Origin of the sequence: uncultured Tepidimonas sp., assembly GCF_938045175.1 — a bacterium.
In the GTDB taxonomy this organism is placed as follows: domain Bacteria; phylum Pseudomonadota; class Gammaproteobacteria; order Burkholderiales; family Burkholderiaceae_C; genus Tepidimonas.
Window position 1 is genome coordinate 1 of the sequence record NZ_CALIND010000073.1, and the last position, 16255, is coordinate 16255.

The window sequence follows — 16255 nt, forward strand, 5'->3', positions numbered from 1 at the left end:
GGCCTGACACGCGCGGCGCACCTCGCCGGACAAACCGTAGCCCCACCCCCCTACGGCAACGCGGACCACTACCTGTTTGCCGACTACTTGGCCGATCTCGACTTTTTGATCGAGCGCATCAACGCCCGCCTGGGGCGCGCACCGGATGCCCCGATCGACCTGGTCGGCCACAGCATGGGCGGAAACGTGGCCATGCTCTACGCGGGTGTGCGCCCGGCGCGGGTGCGACGCCTGGTCAATCTGGAGGGATTTGGCCTGCCCGCCACCCGACCCGAGCAGGCCCCGCGGCGCTACGCGGCGTGGATGGACGAGCTGCACCAACTGGCGCGCGGCGAACTCACGCTCAAAACCTACACCGGCCTCGATGGCGTGGCCCGGCGCCTGATGAAAACCAACCGCCGCCTACCCGAAGACCGGGCGCGCTGGCTGGCCAGCCACTGGGCGCGCCCGCTCGATCCGGCACGCCCGGAGGGCGACTGGGTCATCCTGGGCGACGTGGCACACAAGGTGCGCAGCAGCCATCTCTACCGGGTGGACGAGGTGCTGGCGATCTACGCCGCCATCACGGCCCCCGTGCTGGCGGTCGAAGCCAGCGATGACAGCCTGACACAGTGGTTCCCGCGGGGCGAGCACTCGCTGGCGGAGTACCACCGGCGTCTGCAGTCCGTGCCGCGCTGCCGCATCGCGCGCGTGGACGACGCCGGACACATGCTGCACCACGACCAACCACGGCAGGTGGCCACGCTGTTCGAGGCCCACCTCGAGGCGGCCGACGACGCCATCGGCGCCGGTGGAGGCGCGTGACATGGCGGCTTCTACCTGGAAAACCGACCTGCTCATGCTGCTCACCGCGGCAATCTGGGGCTCGACCTTCGTGGCGCAACAGCTGGGCATGGATAGTGTCGGCCCCTTCACCTACACCGCTGCGCGTCTGATGTTGGGGCTGGCGCTGATCGCGCCGCTGTGGTGGTGGCGCGGCGGCCCGTTTGCCGCCGTGCCGCGCATCGACAGCACCGGGTTGTGGCGTGACGGCGCGCTGCTGGGCCTGGTGCTGTTTGCCGCCATCAACCTGCAGCAAGTCGGCCTGCTGGGCACCACCGTCTCGAACGCGGGCTTCATCACGGGCCTGTACGTGGTGCTGGTGCCCATCTTGATGCGCTTGTTGGGCCAGCCAGTCGGCCTGCCCGTGTGGCTGGCCGTGGCGCTGGCGACTGCGGGGCTGTACTTCCTGTCCGTCAAGCCCGACGCCACGATTGCGCCGGGGGATTGGCTGCAGCTCATCAGCGCCGGCCTGTGGGCGGTGCACGTACTGCTGGTTAGCCATTGGGCGCGCCGCCACGACGCCATCCGCCTGTCGGTGGTGCAATACGCGGTGGCAGGCGCACTGTCGTGGGTGGCTGCCGTGGGGCGCGACGAGCCGATCGCCTTGGACGCATTGCTGGGCGCGGCGGGCGCCATCGCGTGGGGCGGCATTCTGTCGATCGGCATCGCCTACACCCTGCAGGTCGTCGCCCAGCGCTCGGCCAAAGCCTCGCACGCGGCGGTCATCTACAGCAGCGAAGGGGTCTTCGCCGCCATCGGCGGCTGGTGGATCCTAGGCGAGGCCATCGGCTGGCGCGGCTGGGGCGGCGCGGCGCTCATCGTGGCGGGCATGCTGTTGGCGCAGCTGGGTCGGCGCCACTGAGGCCGGCGCCGGCACTCGCCACCGGGCCGGGGCACGCGGCGGGCGCGCCCCCGTGCGAAAATGGAGGGTTGGAAAAATCCGCTCAAAGAAACGCACGCAGAAAGCCTTGCCCATGGAAGCCGAACGCCTCAACGCCCTGTCCCACCGACTGCAAGATCTGACGCAGCGCGTCGCCGACCTCCGGAGGTTTCTTTGACTACGATGCCAAGGCGCTGAAGCTCTCCGAGGTCAACGCCGCGCTGGAGGATCCCACCGTCTGGAACGACCCCAAGCGCGCGCAGGAATTGGCCAAGGAGAAAAAGTCGCTCGAAGACGTCGTGCTGGTGCTCGACCGGCTGGCACAGGATTTGGCCGACAATACCGAGTTGTTCGAGATGTCGCGCGCCGAGGACGACGACGCGGGCCTGGAGACCATCGAGGCCGACGTCGAGCGCATCGCGCCCGAGGTCGAGCGGCTGGAGTTCCGCCGCATGTTCAACAACCCGGCGGACCCGAACAACTGCTTCATCGACATCCAAGCCGGCGCGGGCGGCACCGAAGCCTGCGACTGGGCGCAAATGCTGCTGCGCCAGTACCTGCGCTATGCCGAGCGCAAGGGCTTCAAAGCCACGGTCGAAGACGAGCAGCCCGGCGACACCGCCGGCATCAAGAGCGCCACCATCAAGGTCGAGGGCGACTATGCCTTTGGCCTGCTGCGCACCGAAACCGGCGTGCATCGCCTGGTGCGCAAATCGCCCTTCGACTCCTCGGGTGGGCGCCACACCTCGTTTGCCTCGGTGTTCGTCTATCCGGAAATCGACGACTCGATCGAGGTCGAGATCAACCCCGCCGACGTGCGCGTGGACACCTACCGCGCCAGCGGCGCGGGTGGCCAGCACATCAACAAGACCGACTCGGCCGTTCGACTGACGCACATCCCCACCGGCATCGTGGTGACGGCGCAGGACAGCCGCAGCCAGCATTCCAACCGTGACTTGGCGTGGCAGCGGCTGCGCTCCAAGCTCTACGAGCTGGAAATGCGCAAGCGCATGGAAACCCAGCAGCAGCTCGAAGCCACCAAGACCGATGTCGGCTGGGGGCATCAGATCCGCTCTTACGTGCTGGACCAAAGCCGCATCAAGGATTTGCGCACCAACGTCGAAGTCTCCAACACCCAGAAAGTGCTGGACGGCGATCTCGACGTCTTCATCGAAGCCTCGCTCAAGCAAGGCGTCTGACCCCGGCAAGCCCCACAGGATGACACCATGACCGCTGCCCGCGAAGGCTCCCCCCGCATCGTCCGCCGCGAAGACTATACCCCTCCGGCGTACTGGATCGACTCGGTCGACCTGACGTTCGACCTCGACCCGGCCAAGACGCGTGTGCTCAACCGCATGCGCGTGCGCCGCAACCCGGATCTGCCCCCGCAGCCGCTGCGCCTCGACGGCGAAGACCTCAACTTGGCGCGCGTGCTCGTCAACGGCCAGGGCACCAGCTTCAAGTTCGATGGCACGCAGCTCGTGCTGGAAAACCTGCCTGCCGGGCCCGAGCCGTTCGAGCTCGAAATCTTCACCACCTGCTGTCCCGAAAAAAACACCCAGCTCATGGGGCTGTACGTCAGCCAGGGCACGTTTTTCACCCAGTGCGAGGCCGAAGGCTTCCGACGCATCACCTACTTCCTGGATCGGCCCGACGTCATGGCCACCTACACCGTGACGCTGCGCGCCGACAAGGTGCGCTACCCCGTGCTGCTGTCCAACGGCAACCTGGTGGAGCAAGGCGAGCTCGACGACGGCCGCCACTGGGCGCGCTGGGTCGACCCGCACCGCAAGCCGTGCTATCTGTTTGCGCTGGTGGCGGGCAACCTGGTCTGCCGCAGCCAGCCCATCCGCAGCCGCAGCGGCACCGACCACCTGTTGCAGATTTACGTACGCCCAGCCGACCTGGATAAAACCGAGCACGCCATGCACTCGCTCATGGCCGCCATCGCCTGGGACGAGACGCGCTTTGGCCTGCCGTTGGACTTGGAGCGCTTCATGATCGTCGCCACCAGCGACTTCAACATGGGCGCGATGGAGAACAAGGGCCTCAACATCTTCAACACCAAGTACGTGCTGGCCAACCCGGCGACGGCCACCGACGCGGATTACGCCCACATCGAGTCGGTGGTGGCGCATGAGTATTTCCACAACTGGACCGGCAACCGCGTCACGTGCCGCGACTGGTTTCAGCTCAGCCTCAAGGAAGGCCTGACCGTTTTTCGCGACCAAGAGTTCAGCCAGGACATGGCAGGCAGCCCCTCGGCGCGCGCCGTCAAGCGGATTGAAGACGTGCGCGTGCTGCGCACCGTGCAGTTCCCCGAGGATGCCGGCCCGATGGCGCACCCGGTGCGCCCCGACCAGTACGCCGAGATCAACAACTTCTACACCGTCACGGTGTACGAGAAGGGCGCCGAGGTCGTGCGGATGATGCAGACCCTGGTCGGCCGCGACGGCTTCGCGCGGGGCTTGAAACTCTACTTCGAGCGCCACGACGGCCAGGCCGTCACCTGCGACGACTTCGCGCAGGCGATGGCGGACGCCAACCCCGGCAGCGAGTTGGCAAGGCTGCTGGAGCCGTTCAAGCGCTGGTACAGCCAAGCCGGCACCCCGCGGGTACACGTCAGCAGCGACTACGACCCCGCCGCGCGCACCTACACCCTGACGCTGCGCCAGAGCTGCCCGCCCACGCCGGGGCAGCCCGACAAACTGCCCTTCGTCATCCCCGTGGCGATGGGCTTGCTGGACCACCAGGGGCACACACTGCCCGGCACCGAACGCCTGATCGTGCTGCACGAACCCGAGACGCGCGTGGTCTTCGAAGGGGTGGATACAGCGCCCATCGCCTCGCTGCTGCGGGGCTTTAGCGCACCGGTCATTCTGGAGCACGCGCTGACCGACGACGAGCTGCGCGTGCTGCTGGCACACGACACCGACCCCTTCAACCGCTGGGAAGCCGGCCAGCAGCTGCTGTTGCGCCGCGCCCTGGCGGCCGTGCGCGCCGGCGGCCCCGTGCACGAGCCGCTGGACGCTGCCACCGTGCAGGCCATGCGCGACGTGCTGCGCCACCCGGCGCTGGATGCCGCGTTCAAGGAACTCGTCCTCACGCCCCCAGCAGAGACCTACATCGCCGAACAGCTCGACGAGGTCGATCCGCAGCGCATCCACGCGGTGCGCGAGGCCATGCGCCAGCAACTGGCGCACGCGCTGCACGAGGACTGGATGTGGGCTTTCGAGGCGCACCGCGACAACGGTGCGTACCGGCCCGACCCCGTCTCGGCCGGACGCCGCGCCCTGGCAGGGTTGGCCCTGCACATGCTGTGCCTGGCGGCGCGCGACAACGGCAACCCCGTCTGGCCGGGCAAGACCTACCAGCGCTTCAAGGACGCCACCAACATGACCGACCGTTACCAGGCGCTGTCGGCCTTGGTGCATGCGGGGCACGAACTGGCCGCGCCAGCGCTGGAGCGCTTCCACACGCTGTTCCAGCACGAAGAACTGGTACTGGACAAATGGTTTGCGCTGCAAGCCAGCGCGCCCGACCGCAACGGCGACGCGCTGCCGCGCGTGCAGGCACTGCTGCACCACCCCGACTTCCATCTGCGTAACCCCAACCGTGCGCGCAGCCTCATCAGCACCTACTGCCACGCCAACCCAGCGGGTTTCCACCGTGCCGATGGTGCGGGCTATGCGTTCTGGCGCGAGCGCGTGCTGGAGATCGATGCCTTCAACCCGCAGGTGGCGGCCCGCCTGGCGCGCGCGCTCGACCGCTGGCGCAAACTGGCCGAACCGTACCGCAGCGCGGCGAGCCAAGCCATCGAGGCCGTGGCCGAGCACCCGTCGCTCAGCACCGACGTGCGCGAGGTCGTCACGCGCGCCCTGGCCGACTGAACCACTGTCCCCGCTGGAGTCTGTGACATGAGCGAATCCCGCGTCTCCCTCACCCGCTACCTGATCGAGCAGCAGCGCGTGCACGGCACCATCACGCCGGAGCTGCGGCTGCTGCTGGAGGTGGTGGCACGCGCCTGCAAGCGCATCGCGATCGCCGTCGGCAAGGGTGCCTTGGGCGGCGTGCTGGGCAGCGCTGGCAGCGAAAACATCCAGGGCGAGGTCCAAAAAAAGCTCGATGTCATCGCCAACGAGGTGCTCATCGAAGCCAACGAATGGGGCGGGCACTTGGCGGCCATGGCGTCCGAGGAGCTCGACGGCATCCACCCCATCCCCAACCGTTACCCGCAGGGTGAATACCTGCTGTTGTTCGACCCGCTCGATGGCTCCAGCAACATCGACTGCAACGTCAGCATCGGCACCATCTTTTCGGTGCTGCGGCGCGTGCACGAGGATCCCACCGTCGTCGATCCGGTATGCGAAGCGGACTTCTTGCAGCCAGGCCGACAGCAGGTGGCGGCGGGCTACTGCATCTACGGGCCGCAGACGACGCTGGTGCTCACGGTGGGCAATGGCGTAGCGTTGTTTACTCTCGACCGCGAACAGGGCGCCTGGGTGCTCACGCAAGACCAGGTGCGCATCCCCGAGGACACACAAGAGTTTGCCATCAACATGAGCAACTGGCGCCACTGGGCCCCGCCCGTGCGGCGCTATATCGAAGAGTGTCTGGCCGGCAAAGAAGGCCCACGCGGCAAGGATTTCAATATGCGCTGGATCGCCTCCATGGTGGCCGACGTGCACCGCATCCTCTCGCGCGGCGGGGTGTTCATGTACCCGTGGGACAAGCGCGAGCCAACCAAGCCGGGCAAACTGCGCCTGATGTACGAGGCCAACCCCATGGGCTGGATCGTCGAGCAGGCTGGCGGCGCGGCCACCGACGGACGCCGCCGCATCCTCGACATCGTCCCGCGCAGTCTGCACGAGCGTGTGGCCGTCATCCTCGGCTCGAAAAACGAAGTCGAGCGCATCACGCGCTACCACCTGGAAGAGAACCCACCCGCCTGACCACCTGCCCGACGTCGCGCTATAATTTGGGTTTCGCGATACTTCTGGCACCCAGCCCGAAAGTCGCCCTGCCGCAATAGCTCAGCTGGTAGAGCAACTGATTCGTAATCAGTAGGTCGGAGGTTCGAATCCTCTTTGCGGCACCAATCCAAACCCGCCCAGTCAGCGGGTTTCGTTTTTTGCTAGGGACGATCGGTCCGATTTGAGGCAGCGAACGAACGCGCGGTTGCGGCCTTCGCGCTTGGCTTGATACAGCGCCTCATCTGCCATCCTCAGCAACACCGGCCAGTCCGGAAGGTCATCGCCACGCGCCACGACGGCTCCAATACTGACCGTCACGCTCGAACCCATCCCCGGCATCGGTGCATCCCCCACCGCGTGCCGCAGCTTCTCTGCCAACAAAGATGCGCTCTCGCAACCGGTGTCGGGCAACAGCAGCACGAATTCTTCCCCGCCCCAGCGGGCCAGCCGGTCGGTTTGCCGGATCGAGCGCGACATGCGCGTGGCCGCCTCCACCAGTACCTGATCGCCGACCGCATGCCCGTGCGTGTCGTTGACCGCCTTGAAATGATCCAGATCGAGTATGAACAGTGCCAGCGGACTTCCCAGCCGCCGTGCCCGCGCCAGCTCGAGCGCAGCCTGACGCTCGAACTCGCGTCGGTTGAGCAGCCCCGTCAAAGCATCTTTGTTGGCAAGCCGCTCCAGCTCGGCACGCTGCGCCTGCAGCTGGCGATTGCTCTCAGCCAGCGCGCGTTGCAGCAGCTCGGTACGGACGAAATGGCGCCACGACAGGACGCTGATCAGCATCGCCAGCGCCGTGGCGGTCACCGCATTCATGCGACTCGTGGCCAGTTGGGCCGGATCTGACACCATCCACCCCAGCACCCCGGCCAGCCCAGCCCAGGCCAGGGTCAACACGATCAGCGCGGTGGCTGGCCGAAACAGGTACACGATCGCCATAGCGATCACGGCATTGACATAGGCATTGACACTCGCCGTGACCGCTTGGTCGATGACGGTAACGGCGATCGCCCAGGCGATGATCAGCACGGCGGCGACCAAAGGCAACCCGCGATGCCAGCGAGTGAGTTCCGCTGCGCCGTGCACGCGGCGCGCAAGCACCGCGATCGTGACCGCGACGACAGCCATCCCGCCGTGGGCCAGCGCGATCTGCCGCGCCCATGCATCGCGAATGGGATCATCGAAGCGCAGCAAGACGAAGACCCCCACGTGTGCGACATTGAGGATCAGCAAAACCCACGCTGCCAAACCCAACACGCGCACATTGCGCCTGAGCGCGGTGTCCCGAACTTGCCAGTCTTCCCCTGCCCAACGTTTCAGGGTGTCGATGATGGTCATGACGGGCCATGATACAAAATGCGCTTGGCATCGCGTTAAGATGACATGGCCCATATCGTCATCTATTGCCAACCCGGCGCGCGCCAGACCCGCGTGGTTGGCGAGCACGACGGCAAACCGAAGCTGCAACTGCACGCCCCACCCGTGGACGGCGCGGCCAACGCGGAGCTGGTTTCGTTCGTGGCGCAGCGCTGCGGAGTGCCGCGCTCGCGCGTGCGCATCGTACAAGGCCACACGGCCCGAACCAAGCGCGTGGAAGTGGAAGGCGTCGATGAAGCGGCCTTGCGTGCAGCGCTGACGGTCGACCCACCCTAAGGATCGGTCGCGCGGTTTTCGGGCGCGTAGCAACGGAGAAACAGGTCCACGACGTATTCGGCATGGGTGCGCCGCGCCGCCAGTCGATAGCGCTGCTGCGGCACCCGGTATAGCGACCGCACCAAATCCAGCCCCACCGCCATGCCGAGCAGCAGCTCCGCCGCCGCGGCGGGATCGTCGCAGTGCAAGTGCCCGTTGGCGTGCGCCGACGCCAGAAAGGCGGCCAAACGGCCGTGCGCTTGGGCCGGGCCACGTCGCCAGATGCCCTGTAGATCCACCCCGGCGCGCGGCAAGTCGCCCAACGCCTGCAGATAGCGCCGATGGTCCGGCCCGCACAGCAACCCGGCCAGATCGACCACGAATGCCTCCAGCTGTGTGCGCACACCCCCCGGTCCAGCAGTCGGCTGCAGTAACGCGCGAAAGACGCGCTCCGCGTCCCGGTTCACCAGTGCCTCGAGCAGCGCCTGTCGGCTCGGATAGCGCCGGTACAGCGTGGCCTTGGATACCGCTGCCTCGTGGGCGATGCGCTCCATCGTCACGGCAGATGGACCATCGCGCTGCAGCACGCGTCGCACCGCGCGCAGGATCGCCTCGTCCTTGCGACGATCGACGGGGCGGCCTCGGGGCGTTGCGTTAGGCATGAACGGCGGCTGGAGTTTTTCATTTACGGTACGATTCCGTTCAATTATCGTGGTTCGACTGGAATAGCCAAAATGCTTTTGCGATACCAACGTCTGTGGAGCGCCCGTGTGATGGTGGTGGTGGCCGCTGCTGGCTTGCTGGGTTGCCAGCGCGGGCCCGATGCCGCTGCGGAGGCGGCCGCGCCGCCACTCGTGCGCACCGCCACGATCGAACCGGCCCTCGGAGCGGCACAGGGCCTGTCGGGCACCGTGCGTGCGCGCGTCGAGGCACCCTTGGCGTTCCAGGTGGGCGGACGCATCCTGGCCCGGCGCGTGGACGCGGGGCAGACGGTCCGTGCTGGCCAAGTGCTGTTCGAGCTGGATCCGGCGGACCTGGAGCAAGCGGTGCGTGCCGCCGAAGCCGACGCCGCAGCGGCCGAATCGGCATGGCGCACCGCGCAGGCCGACGTGGCGCGCGTGCGGGAGCTGCAGTCGCGCTCTTTCGTGAGTGCCCAGGCACTCGATCGCGCCGAGTTGACGCTGCGCGAGGCGCAAAGCCGCCGCGACGCTGCGGCCGCGCGGCTGGCGCAGGCGCGCAATGCCCGCGGCTATGCGCAGTTGCGCAGCCCTGGGGCGGGCGTGCTGGTGGACGTCAGCGGCCAGCCAGGGCAGGTGGTGGGTGCCGGCCAGCCGGTGGCGGTGCTCGCGCTGGCGGGCGAGCGCGAAGTCGAGGTCCACTTCCCCGACGGCGTGCTGCCCCCCGCTCAAGGCGAAGCCATCCTGCCCGACGGCCAGCGCCGCCCACTGCGGCTGCGCGAGGCGGCCCCGATGGTCGATGCGCTGGCGCGCACCCGACGCGCGCGCTACAGCGTGGCGGATTTGCCCGCCACGGTGGCGCTGGGCAGCGTGGTCAGCGCACGCTTTGCGCTGCCCGGTGCGTCGGCGACCGCTGCGACCCGCTGGCGCGTGCCCATCGGCGCGCTGGACGAACGCGGCGAGGGCCCGCGCGTGTGGCGCGTGCGTGACGGGCGGCCTGAGCCGGTCGCCGTGCGCGTGCACCACACCGATGACCGCCACGCCACGGTCGAGGGCGGGCTGCAGGCGGGCGATCGTGTCATCGCGCTGGGCACGCACCTGATCCAGCCCGGCATGACGGTGCGGGAGCTGCCGCGATGAGCCTGCCCAACCTGTCGGCGCTGGCCGTGCGCGAGCGCGCCGTCACCCTGTTTCTGCTGATTTTGTCCGTGCTGGGCGGCATCTACGCATTCGCTTCGCTGGGGCGCGCTGAGGATCCAGCCTTCACCGTGCGCGTGATGCAGGTCAACGTGCTGTGGCCTGGCGCCACCGCACAGCAACTGCAGCAGCAGGTCGTGGACCGGCTGGAAAAACGCATTCAAGAGGTCGAGTACCTTTACCGCATCGAAACCACCGTGCGCCCCGGGCAGGCCACGCTGCAGGTGGAGTTTCACGACTACACCCCGCAGGCCAAGGTGGCCGAGCTGTTCTACCAGGTGCGCAAACGCATGTGGGATGCCCAGCGCGAGATGCCCGCAGGTGTCATCGGCCCGATCGCCAACGACGACTTCGCCGACGTGTACTTCAGCCTGCTGTCGCTGACCGCGCCGGGTCTGCCCATGGCCGATCTGGCGCGCGAAGCCGACCGCCTGCGCGACCAGCTGCAGCGCATCGATGGGGTGCACAAAGCGGTGCTGATCGGCGAGCGCACCGAGCGCGTATTCGTCGAGTTCGACAGTGCCCGCCTGGTCAACTTAGGGCTGTCGCCGCAAGCGATCTTCGAGGCCATCGACGCGAGCAACCGGCTCGTGCCCACCGGACGGCTCGAAACCGACGGCCCGCGCTTGTACATTCGGCTCGACGCCGATTTGTCCGACCCACAGGCGCTGGCCGCGCTGCCCATCCGCGCCGGGCAAAAGGTGATCCGCCTGGGCGATATTGCGACCATCCGCCGCGGCTATGAAGAACCGCCCACCTACCTCGTGCGCGCGCGCGGGCAGGACGCGGTGCTGATTGGCGTCGTCATGAACAAGGGTGAAAACGGCCTGGCGCTGGGCCAGCGGCTGGAGCGCTACCTGCAAGCCGAAAAGGCCGAGCTGCCCCTGGGCATGGAGCTGACGCAGCTCACCAACCAAGCCGACGCCATCCGCAAGGCGGTGGACCTATTCCAGATCAAATTTCTGGTCGCGGTGGCCGTGGTCATGGGCGTGAGCATGCTCGCCATCGGCCTGCGCGCCGGGCTGATCGTGGGCATTGCGGTCCCCGTGACGCTGGGTTTGAGCTTTCTGGTCTTCAAGGCCATGGGCATCAACCTGGATCGCATCACGCTCGGCGCGCTCATCATCTCGCTCGGTCTGCTGGTGGACGACGCCATCATCTCGGTGGAGATGATGCTGGTCAAGATGGAGGAAGGCTGGGATCGCATCCGCGCCGCGGCCCACGCCTGGAACGTGACCGCGGCCCCCATGTTGTTTGGCACGCTGGTGACGGTGGCAGGGTTTTTACCGATCGGCTTTGCGCGCTCGGGCGTGGGCGAATACGCGGGCAACATCTTCTGGGTGTTGGGCGTCAGTCTCCTCGTGTCGTGGGTGGTGGCGGTGACCTTTGCGCCCTACCTGGGGGTCAAGCTGCTGCGCGACGTGCCGCCTGAGCAGCGCCACGCGCACGATGCGCTGTACCAGACGCCCGCCTACCGGCGGCTGCGGGCGCTGGTGTCGTGGTGCGTGGTGCACCGCAAGACGGTGGTCGCGGGCACGGTGGCGCTGCTGGTGCTGTCGGCCGTCGGCATGGCGACGGTCGTGCAAAAACAGTTCTTCCCCAGCAGCGACCGTACCGAGGTGTTGGTCAGCGTCTATCTGCCGCAAGGCACCTCGATCGCGGTGACGGATCGCACCGTGCGCCGGTTGGAGGCGATCTTGTCGCCCATGCCCGAGGTCAAGACGCTGTCGGCCTACGTGGGCGCGGGCGCGCCGCGCTTCTTCATCTCGGCCAACCCCGAGCCGCCCAACCCCGCGTTTGGCAAGCTCATCGTGCTGGCCCACGATCAGGCGGGACGCGACCGCATCATCGCCGCGCTGCAACAACACATTCGCGATGGCGAATTTCCCGAGGCGCGCATCCGCGTCGCGCGGCTGCTGTACGGCCCCCCGGTGGCATGGCCGGTGCAGTTCCGCGTCTTTGGACCCGACCCCAACCAGGTACGCGCCATCGCCCACCGCGTGCGCACTGTGATGGAAGCCAACCCCCACGTCGTGGACCCGCACCTGGAGTGGGACGAGCGCATGCCGGTGCTGCACCTGCGCGCCGACGCCGATCGACTGCGCCTGATGGGCCTGACCCCGCAAGACGTGGCGCAGCAACTGCAGTTCTTGCTCGACGGGGTGCCCGTGGCGCAGCTGCGGCGCGACACGCGCACGGTGGACTTGGTGGCGCGCGGCGCGTCGGGGGGTGTCCGGCTGGACGTGCAGTCGCTCGCCGGGCTGGAGCTGCTCAACCGCGACGGGCGCAAGGTCCCCGTGACCCAGCTCGGCACGCTGGAGGTGCGCTACGAAGAACCCGTCATCAAACGCTATAACCGCGAGCCGTTCGTGGCCGTGCAGGCCGAAATCCACGGCGCACAGCCCAACGATGTGACCGCCGCGGTCTGGAAGGCGCTCGAACCCGTGCGCGCCGAGCTGCCCCCAGGATACCGGCTGGCCATCGGAGGCTCGGTGGAGCAGTCCGAAAAAGCCAACCTCTCGATCCAAAAACTGCAACCGCTGATGGTGGCGGCGATGCTGATTTTCATCATGCTGCAGATGCGATCCTTTGCCGGTACGTTCATGGTGGTGGCCACCGCGCCCCTTGGCCTGATCGGGGCGGTGCTGGCGCTACTCGTCTTTCAGCAACCGTTTGGCTTCGTGGCACTGTTGGGGTTGACCGGGCTGGCGGGCATCCTGATGCGCAACACGCTCATCCTGACGCAGCAGGTGGCCGACAATTTCGAAGCGGGCATGGGCCCATTCGACGGCGTGGTGGAAGCGGCAGTGCAACGCGCGCGGCCTGTCGTGCTGACGGCCATGGCGGCGGTGCTGGCCTTCGTGCCGCTGACGCAAGACAGCTTTTGGGGGCCACTGGCCTACGTGCTCATCGGCGGGGTGGCCGTCGGCACGGCGATCACGCTGCTGTTCGTGCCGGCGCTGTATGCGCTGTGGTTCCGCATCCGGCCCGACGGCGCCCCCGCTACCTGAGCGGGCGTTGGTGGACAGAAGGGGCGGCCGCCGCCCCTACCAGGCCGTTGAAAAACTTCCAATCAAACACGCCGCATCCCCTGATTTCGACGCTTGTGGCAGCTTCAGAAGGAGTTACGCGGCGATTTCGGCCGTCTCCAAGGCCCGTTTTGAGGTCATCTCGCCCCTTTTGGGCGCACTGACCCTCCTGTTTCACGCATGATGCGCGTCCCACCAGCCACCGATGCTGCCAGGTCTGGTAGCCCTCGTGCCGCCTGATGCGGCCGTCCACGGCCGAGTGCTTGTCCTTGGCAGCGACGTGCGGCGTGACCTTGAGCCTTCGGCAGCCCTCGATGAAGGCCTTGCAGTCGTCGCCCTTGTCGCCCGGGCTCTTCTTGAACAGGCGAGCATCGGCATCCGTGGTGCTCTCGTGGGTTCGTCACCGGCGAGCGGGCGGCACTTTGAGCAGCATCTCCGGCGGCACCGAGGGCCGGCCCCGGCGGGCGTACACCGCCACGAACTCGCGGTCCATCGTCGCCAGCAACGCATCGACCACAGCGCCCAGCTTGCGCACGGGGTGAGCCGCTGGCACTCGCTCTTCGAGACTGATGTCACTGAACATCGTCCCCTGAAAGTCTTGGCTGCCGCTCAGTGTCCTCTTCGTCGTCGTGCTGGCTTGGCTTCAGATCGTAGCCGCCATCGGGCGTGCCGGCGGGGGATTTTTCAACGGCCTGTTAGAGAGCGCGGTTATAGCCACAGTGGGAAAGCTGCAACACGCGCAGAAGCGGATAGTTTTCCGATATGGCATTGCGGCTAGCAACACCACACTCGACGACTTTTGAACGCACCTCGGCGACAAACTCATCAATGGACATGATTTGACCGCCCGCAATGGTGTCTCGGCCTTTGGGGTGAGTCGGAAAAACCGCGATTTGTCGCAGTGGGGTTTCTGGCGGCAGCCACGAGAAGACTTCAGCAAAAGTAAGTTTTCGTGCCGCCTCGAATTTCTTGGCGTATCTGGCCTCGCGCGTATCCCATGTGTGGGCATCAACCGACGGCTCATAATGAACAAGATCGCTGGTGTGCGGGTTGTAGCCAATGACATCAAGCTCCATTTCCCAGCCGCCATGTTTTAGCCGCCCAACCTTGGTGTTTCGGCGAACCAAATAACCCTGCCAGTCGAGATATTCAACGATGAGTGATTCGAGGTGGGACATAGCGCACTCTAACGTCGTAGCTAAGGGGCTGGCTTGAAGCGGGCGAAGCCCGCTGGAGGCCAGCCCCTCTTGACCGAAATGTTAGGTTGCTTCACGACTTTGCCATGAGTTTCTTGGCCTCCTGTAGGTCAATATGTGCCTGATGACCATGTCTTTCTAGCATGTGCAGGAGGTTCGCCCCGTTAAGCAGAACAAGCGGCTTACCGTTAGCAAATGCATAAGAGTCAGGGCCGTAGTCTGATGTTGTTACCAGAATGCCCTTTGTGGCTCCTTCGCTCAGAACTGTACCGTAAAGATCTCGGACAGCACCAACGCCAACAGTATTTGTATATCGCTTGGCTTGGATAACGATCTTTCCACCCCTAATGGGGTCGGGATCGAAAGCGATCGCGTCAACACCACCATCGCGACTTGCTTGGGTAACTTTAACTTCACCGCCAGATGATGAGAATTCCTTTTCAAATACCTCGCGGATTAGATGCTCGAAATCCTCCCAATCCATAGCGGCAAGATTGACACTCCCATCGAGCGTGTTGGCAACCTCGTATGCTGAAACGAAACGGCCATCATCTCGCCGAAGCTGCATGATGGGTGGAACAGGCGACAAGCCGTGAAGTTTTGAACTGCCAACGCCTTTTAGCGATTTGAAGCAAGCCTTCGGATCAACCTGGGCAAGATTGACTTCCAGGAACTCGGCTCGATTTGCACGTAGAGAAAGCACACAGGCCGTAACTGGTTTTCCGGTTGTCCGGTCAACAGCAGTCACGATGCCATTGAAGACGACGGCATCAAGTGCAGAGACTGCATCGGCCTCGAATAGTTCATGAACTGTACGAAGAGCGACTTGGTACAAAACATCATCGTAGAGCTTCGATGCTTGTGATTCGCTAATGTACTGCTCCTCGAAATCATCGCGGCTAGTGATGTACTTGACGCTTTTGAGGCGAGGAAGATCGTTTGGCGCTGGTAGTTGGTAGTCAACAACAAGGGTCTTTGAGGTCGGATCATAGTCGAGATCAAATTCCTGCGGAAAGTAGTCAGGATAACGAGAGGAGGACAGAACCAAATCGCAGTACTGGACAATCGCCTCGGGGTTTTTTGATTCGTAGGCGGCTCGTTTCTCATCGACTACGGCGTTCTTTGCTGCTTGGGCCGCGAGATACTCATCGCGTCGCACAGACCATTCGGCAACCTGCTTTTCATGTTCCTGACGAGCTGCGGCGATTGACTTTTCATGGGCAAGAAGGGCGGCTGTGTGACTGCGTTTTATAGCGGCCACCTGTTCTTGCCACGCCTTATGGTCGGATGCGAATAACCTTTGCTTTTCCGCGATTGCTCGTTCTTTTCTTGACGGGATTAGCTTGTCAAGGATGCCCAATGAAGGAGCATACTTTGAGTCGAGCCTGTTAGGCTCGCGGGGTAGAGGCGGCAACGTTGGTTCAGGGGGAGCGGGGCGCAGGGCGGGCTTCTTCTCCGGGTAGGGCGTTTTGTCTTTCAGGCTCTCCCAATTGATGGCGTCGTCCACACTCAAGGTTGCTTTCAGGAGCGAAGAGAGTCTGTCGAGTTCTTGTTGGGCTTCAGTGGTTCGCTCCGCTGCGAGTGCCTTCCGTTCTTCCTGCTGCTGCTTCCCAGCAGCCTTACGCGACCTCTCCTGTTCACGGGCATCAACAACTGCCCAGCGTTCCTCCCATTCCTCAATCTGTAGCTTTGCTTTCAGCTCGACAATGGACTCAGACTCACCACGAATGAGGCGGTGCTTTTTTAATCCGTCGTGCCACAGTTCGAGGCTATAAGTAGGTATGCCACGCGCGCTGTACCTCACAGATAGCTGGCCAAGACGTGTTTTCATGTTCTTGTCTCCCATGAA

The 16255-nt window shown here is 65.2% G+C and carries 12 protein-coding genes, 1 tRNA gene and 1 pseudogene; 9 read left to right on the top strand and 5 right to left on the bottom strand.

Going from position 1 to position 16255, the window contains the following annotated elements; translation table 11 throughout:
* From Q0716_RS03635 to Q0716_RS03660, 6 genes are all read left to right on the top strand, one after another.
* On the top strand, window positions 1-804 hold an 804-nt coding region (locus Q0716_RS03635; RefSeq protein WP_299019766.1), incomplete at its 5' end, for an alpha/beta fold hydrolase.
* A 1-nt stretch (window position 805) separates the two neighbouring features.
* Window positions 806-1684, top strand: coding sequence for a DMT family transporter (locus tag Q0716_RS03640; protein WP_299019768.1), 879 nt, complete (start codon window positions 806-808; stop codon window positions 1682-1684).
* A 112-nt stretch (window positions 1685-1796) separates the two neighbouring features.
* Window positions 1797-2901 (top strand): peptide chain release factor 2 gene (gene prfB / locus Q0716_RS03645; RefSeq protein ID WP_299019770.1). Its coding sequence is split into 2 segments (ribosomal slippage): window positions 1797-1877 and window positions 1879-2901, totalling 1104 coding nucleotides; the frame shifts between segments, so codons are not numbered across the junction.
* 27 nt (window positions 2902-2928) lie between these two features.
* The gene (pepN, locus tag Q0716_RS03650) at window positions 2929-5592 is read left to right on the top strand and encodes an aminopeptidase N (protein WP_299019772.1); all 2664 of its coding nucleotides are present in this window, start codon (window positions 2929-2931) and stop codon (window positions 5590-5592) included.
* 27 nt (window positions 5593-5619) lie between these two features.
* Window positions 5620-6654: a class 1 fructose-bisphosphatase gene (locus tag Q0716_RS03655; protein ID WP_299019773.1), complete on the top strand. Its 1035-nt coding sequence runs from the start codon at window positions 5620-5622 to the stop codon at window positions 6652-6654.
* Window positions 6655-6724: 70 nt separating this feature from the next.
* Window positions 6725-6800, top strand: a tRNA-Thr gene (locus Q0716_RS03660).
* 16 nt (window positions 6801-6816) lie between these two features.
* Here the strand turns inward: Q0716_RS03660 and Q0716_RS03665 are convergent.
* The gene (locus Q0716_RS03665) at window positions 6817-8013 is read right to left on the bottom strand and encodes a GGDEF domain-containing protein (protein ID WP_299019775.1); all 1197 of its coding nucleotides are present in this window, start codon (window positions 8011-8013) and stop codon (window positions 6817-6819) included.
* 45 nt (window positions 8014-8058) lie between these two features.
* Here Q0716_RS03665 and Q0716_RS03670 point away from each other — a divergent pair, with 45 nt between their 5' ends.
* Window positions 8059-8328: a DUF167 domain-containing protein gene (locus tag Q0716_RS03670; protein ID WP_299019777.1), complete on the top strand. Its 270-nt coding sequence runs from the start codon at window positions 8059-8061 to the stop codon at window positions 8326-8328.
* On the opposite strand, the gene Q0716_RS03675 is transcribed toward Q0716_RS03670, so the two are convergent.
* Window positions 8325-8969, bottom strand: a complete 645-nt coding sequence (locus Q0716_RS03675; protein ID WP_299019779.1) for a TetR/AcrR family transcriptional regulator — start codon at window positions 8967-8969, stop codon at window positions 8325-8327. The genes Q0716_RS03670 and Q0716_RS03675 overlap by 4 nt on opposite strands.
* A 72-nt stretch (window positions 8970-9041) precedes the next feature.
* Here Q0716_RS03675 and Q0716_RS03680 point away from each other — a divergent pair, with 72 nt between their 5' ends.
* Both Q0716_RS03680 and Q0716_RS03685 read left to right on the top strand, forming a co-directional pair.
* Window positions 9042-10124, top strand: coding sequence for an efflux RND transporter periplasmic adaptor subunit (locus Q0716_RS03680; protein WP_299019781.1), 1083 nt, complete (start codon window positions 9042-9044; stop codon window positions 10122-10124).
* A complete protein-coding gene (locus tag Q0716_RS03685) occupies window positions 10121-13192 on the top strand; it encodes an efflux RND transporter permease subunit (RefSeq protein WP_299019783.1) in 3072 nt (1023 codons plus the stop codon). Before Q0716_RS03680 ends, Q0716_RS03685 begins: the two co-directional genes overlap by 4 nt.
* Window positions 13193-13424: 232 nt before the next feature.
* On the opposite strand, the pseudogene Q0716_RS03690 reads toward Q0716_RS03685, so the two are convergent.
* The 3 genes and pseudogenes from Q0716_RS03690 to Q0716_RS03700 all read right to left on the bottom strand — a co-directional run.
* Window positions 13425-13823 (bottom strand): annotated as a pseudogene (locus Q0716_RS03690) (hypothetical protein); the annotation flags it as partial.
* Window positions 13824-13905: 82 nt separating this feature from the next.
* Window positions 13906-14388, bottom strand: a complete 483-nt coding sequence (locus Q0716_RS03695) for a hypothetical protein (RefSeq protein ID WP_299019785.1) — start codon at window positions 14386-14388, stop codon at window positions 13906-13908.
* A 91-nt stretch (window positions 14389-14479) separates the two neighbouring features.
* The coding region (locus tag Q0716_RS03700; RefSeq protein WP_299019790.1) for a restriction endonuclease at window positions 14480-16255 on the bottom strand (1776 nt) is incomplete at its 5' end.

Excerpts from the sequence above, each read along its gene's own strand:
- Q0716_RS03640 (WP_299019768.1), top strand. The coding sequence starts at position 806 with ATGGCGGCTTCTACCTGGAAAACCGACCTGCTCATGCTGCTCACCGCG.
- pepN (WP_299019772.1), top strand. The coding sequence starts at position 2,929 with ATGACCGCTGCCCGCGAAGGCTCCCCCCGCATCGTCCGCCGCGAAGAC.
- Q0716_RS03655 (WP_299019773.1), top strand. The coding sequence starts at position 5,620 with ATGAGCGAATCCCGCGTCTCCCTCACCCGCTACCTGATCGAGCAGCAG.
- Q0716_RS03665 (WP_299019775.1), bottom strand. The coding sequence starts at position 8,013 with ATGACCATCATCGACACCCTGAAACGTTGGGCAGGGGAAGACTGGCAA.
- Q0716_RS03670 (WP_299019777.1), top strand. The coding sequence starts at position 8,059 with ATGGCCCATATCGTCATCTATTGCCAACCCGGCGCGCGCCAGACCCGC.
- Q0716_RS03675 (WP_299019779.1), bottom strand. The coding sequence starts at position 8,969 with ATGCCTAACGCAACGCCCCGAGGCCGCCCCGTCGATCGTCGCAAGGAC.
- Q0716_RS03680 (WP_299019781.1), top strand. The coding sequence starts at position 9,042 with ATGCTTTTGCGATACCAACGTCTGTGGAGCGCCCGTGTGATGGTGGTG.
- Q0716_RS03685 (WP_299019783.1), top strand. The coding sequence starts at position 10,121 with ATGAGCCTGCCCAACCTGTCGGCGCTGGCCGTGCGCGAGCGCGCCGTC.
- Q0716_RS03695 (WP_299019785.1), bottom strand. The coding sequence starts at position 14,388 with ATGTCCCACCTCGAATCACTCATCGTTGAATATCTCGACTGGCAGGGT.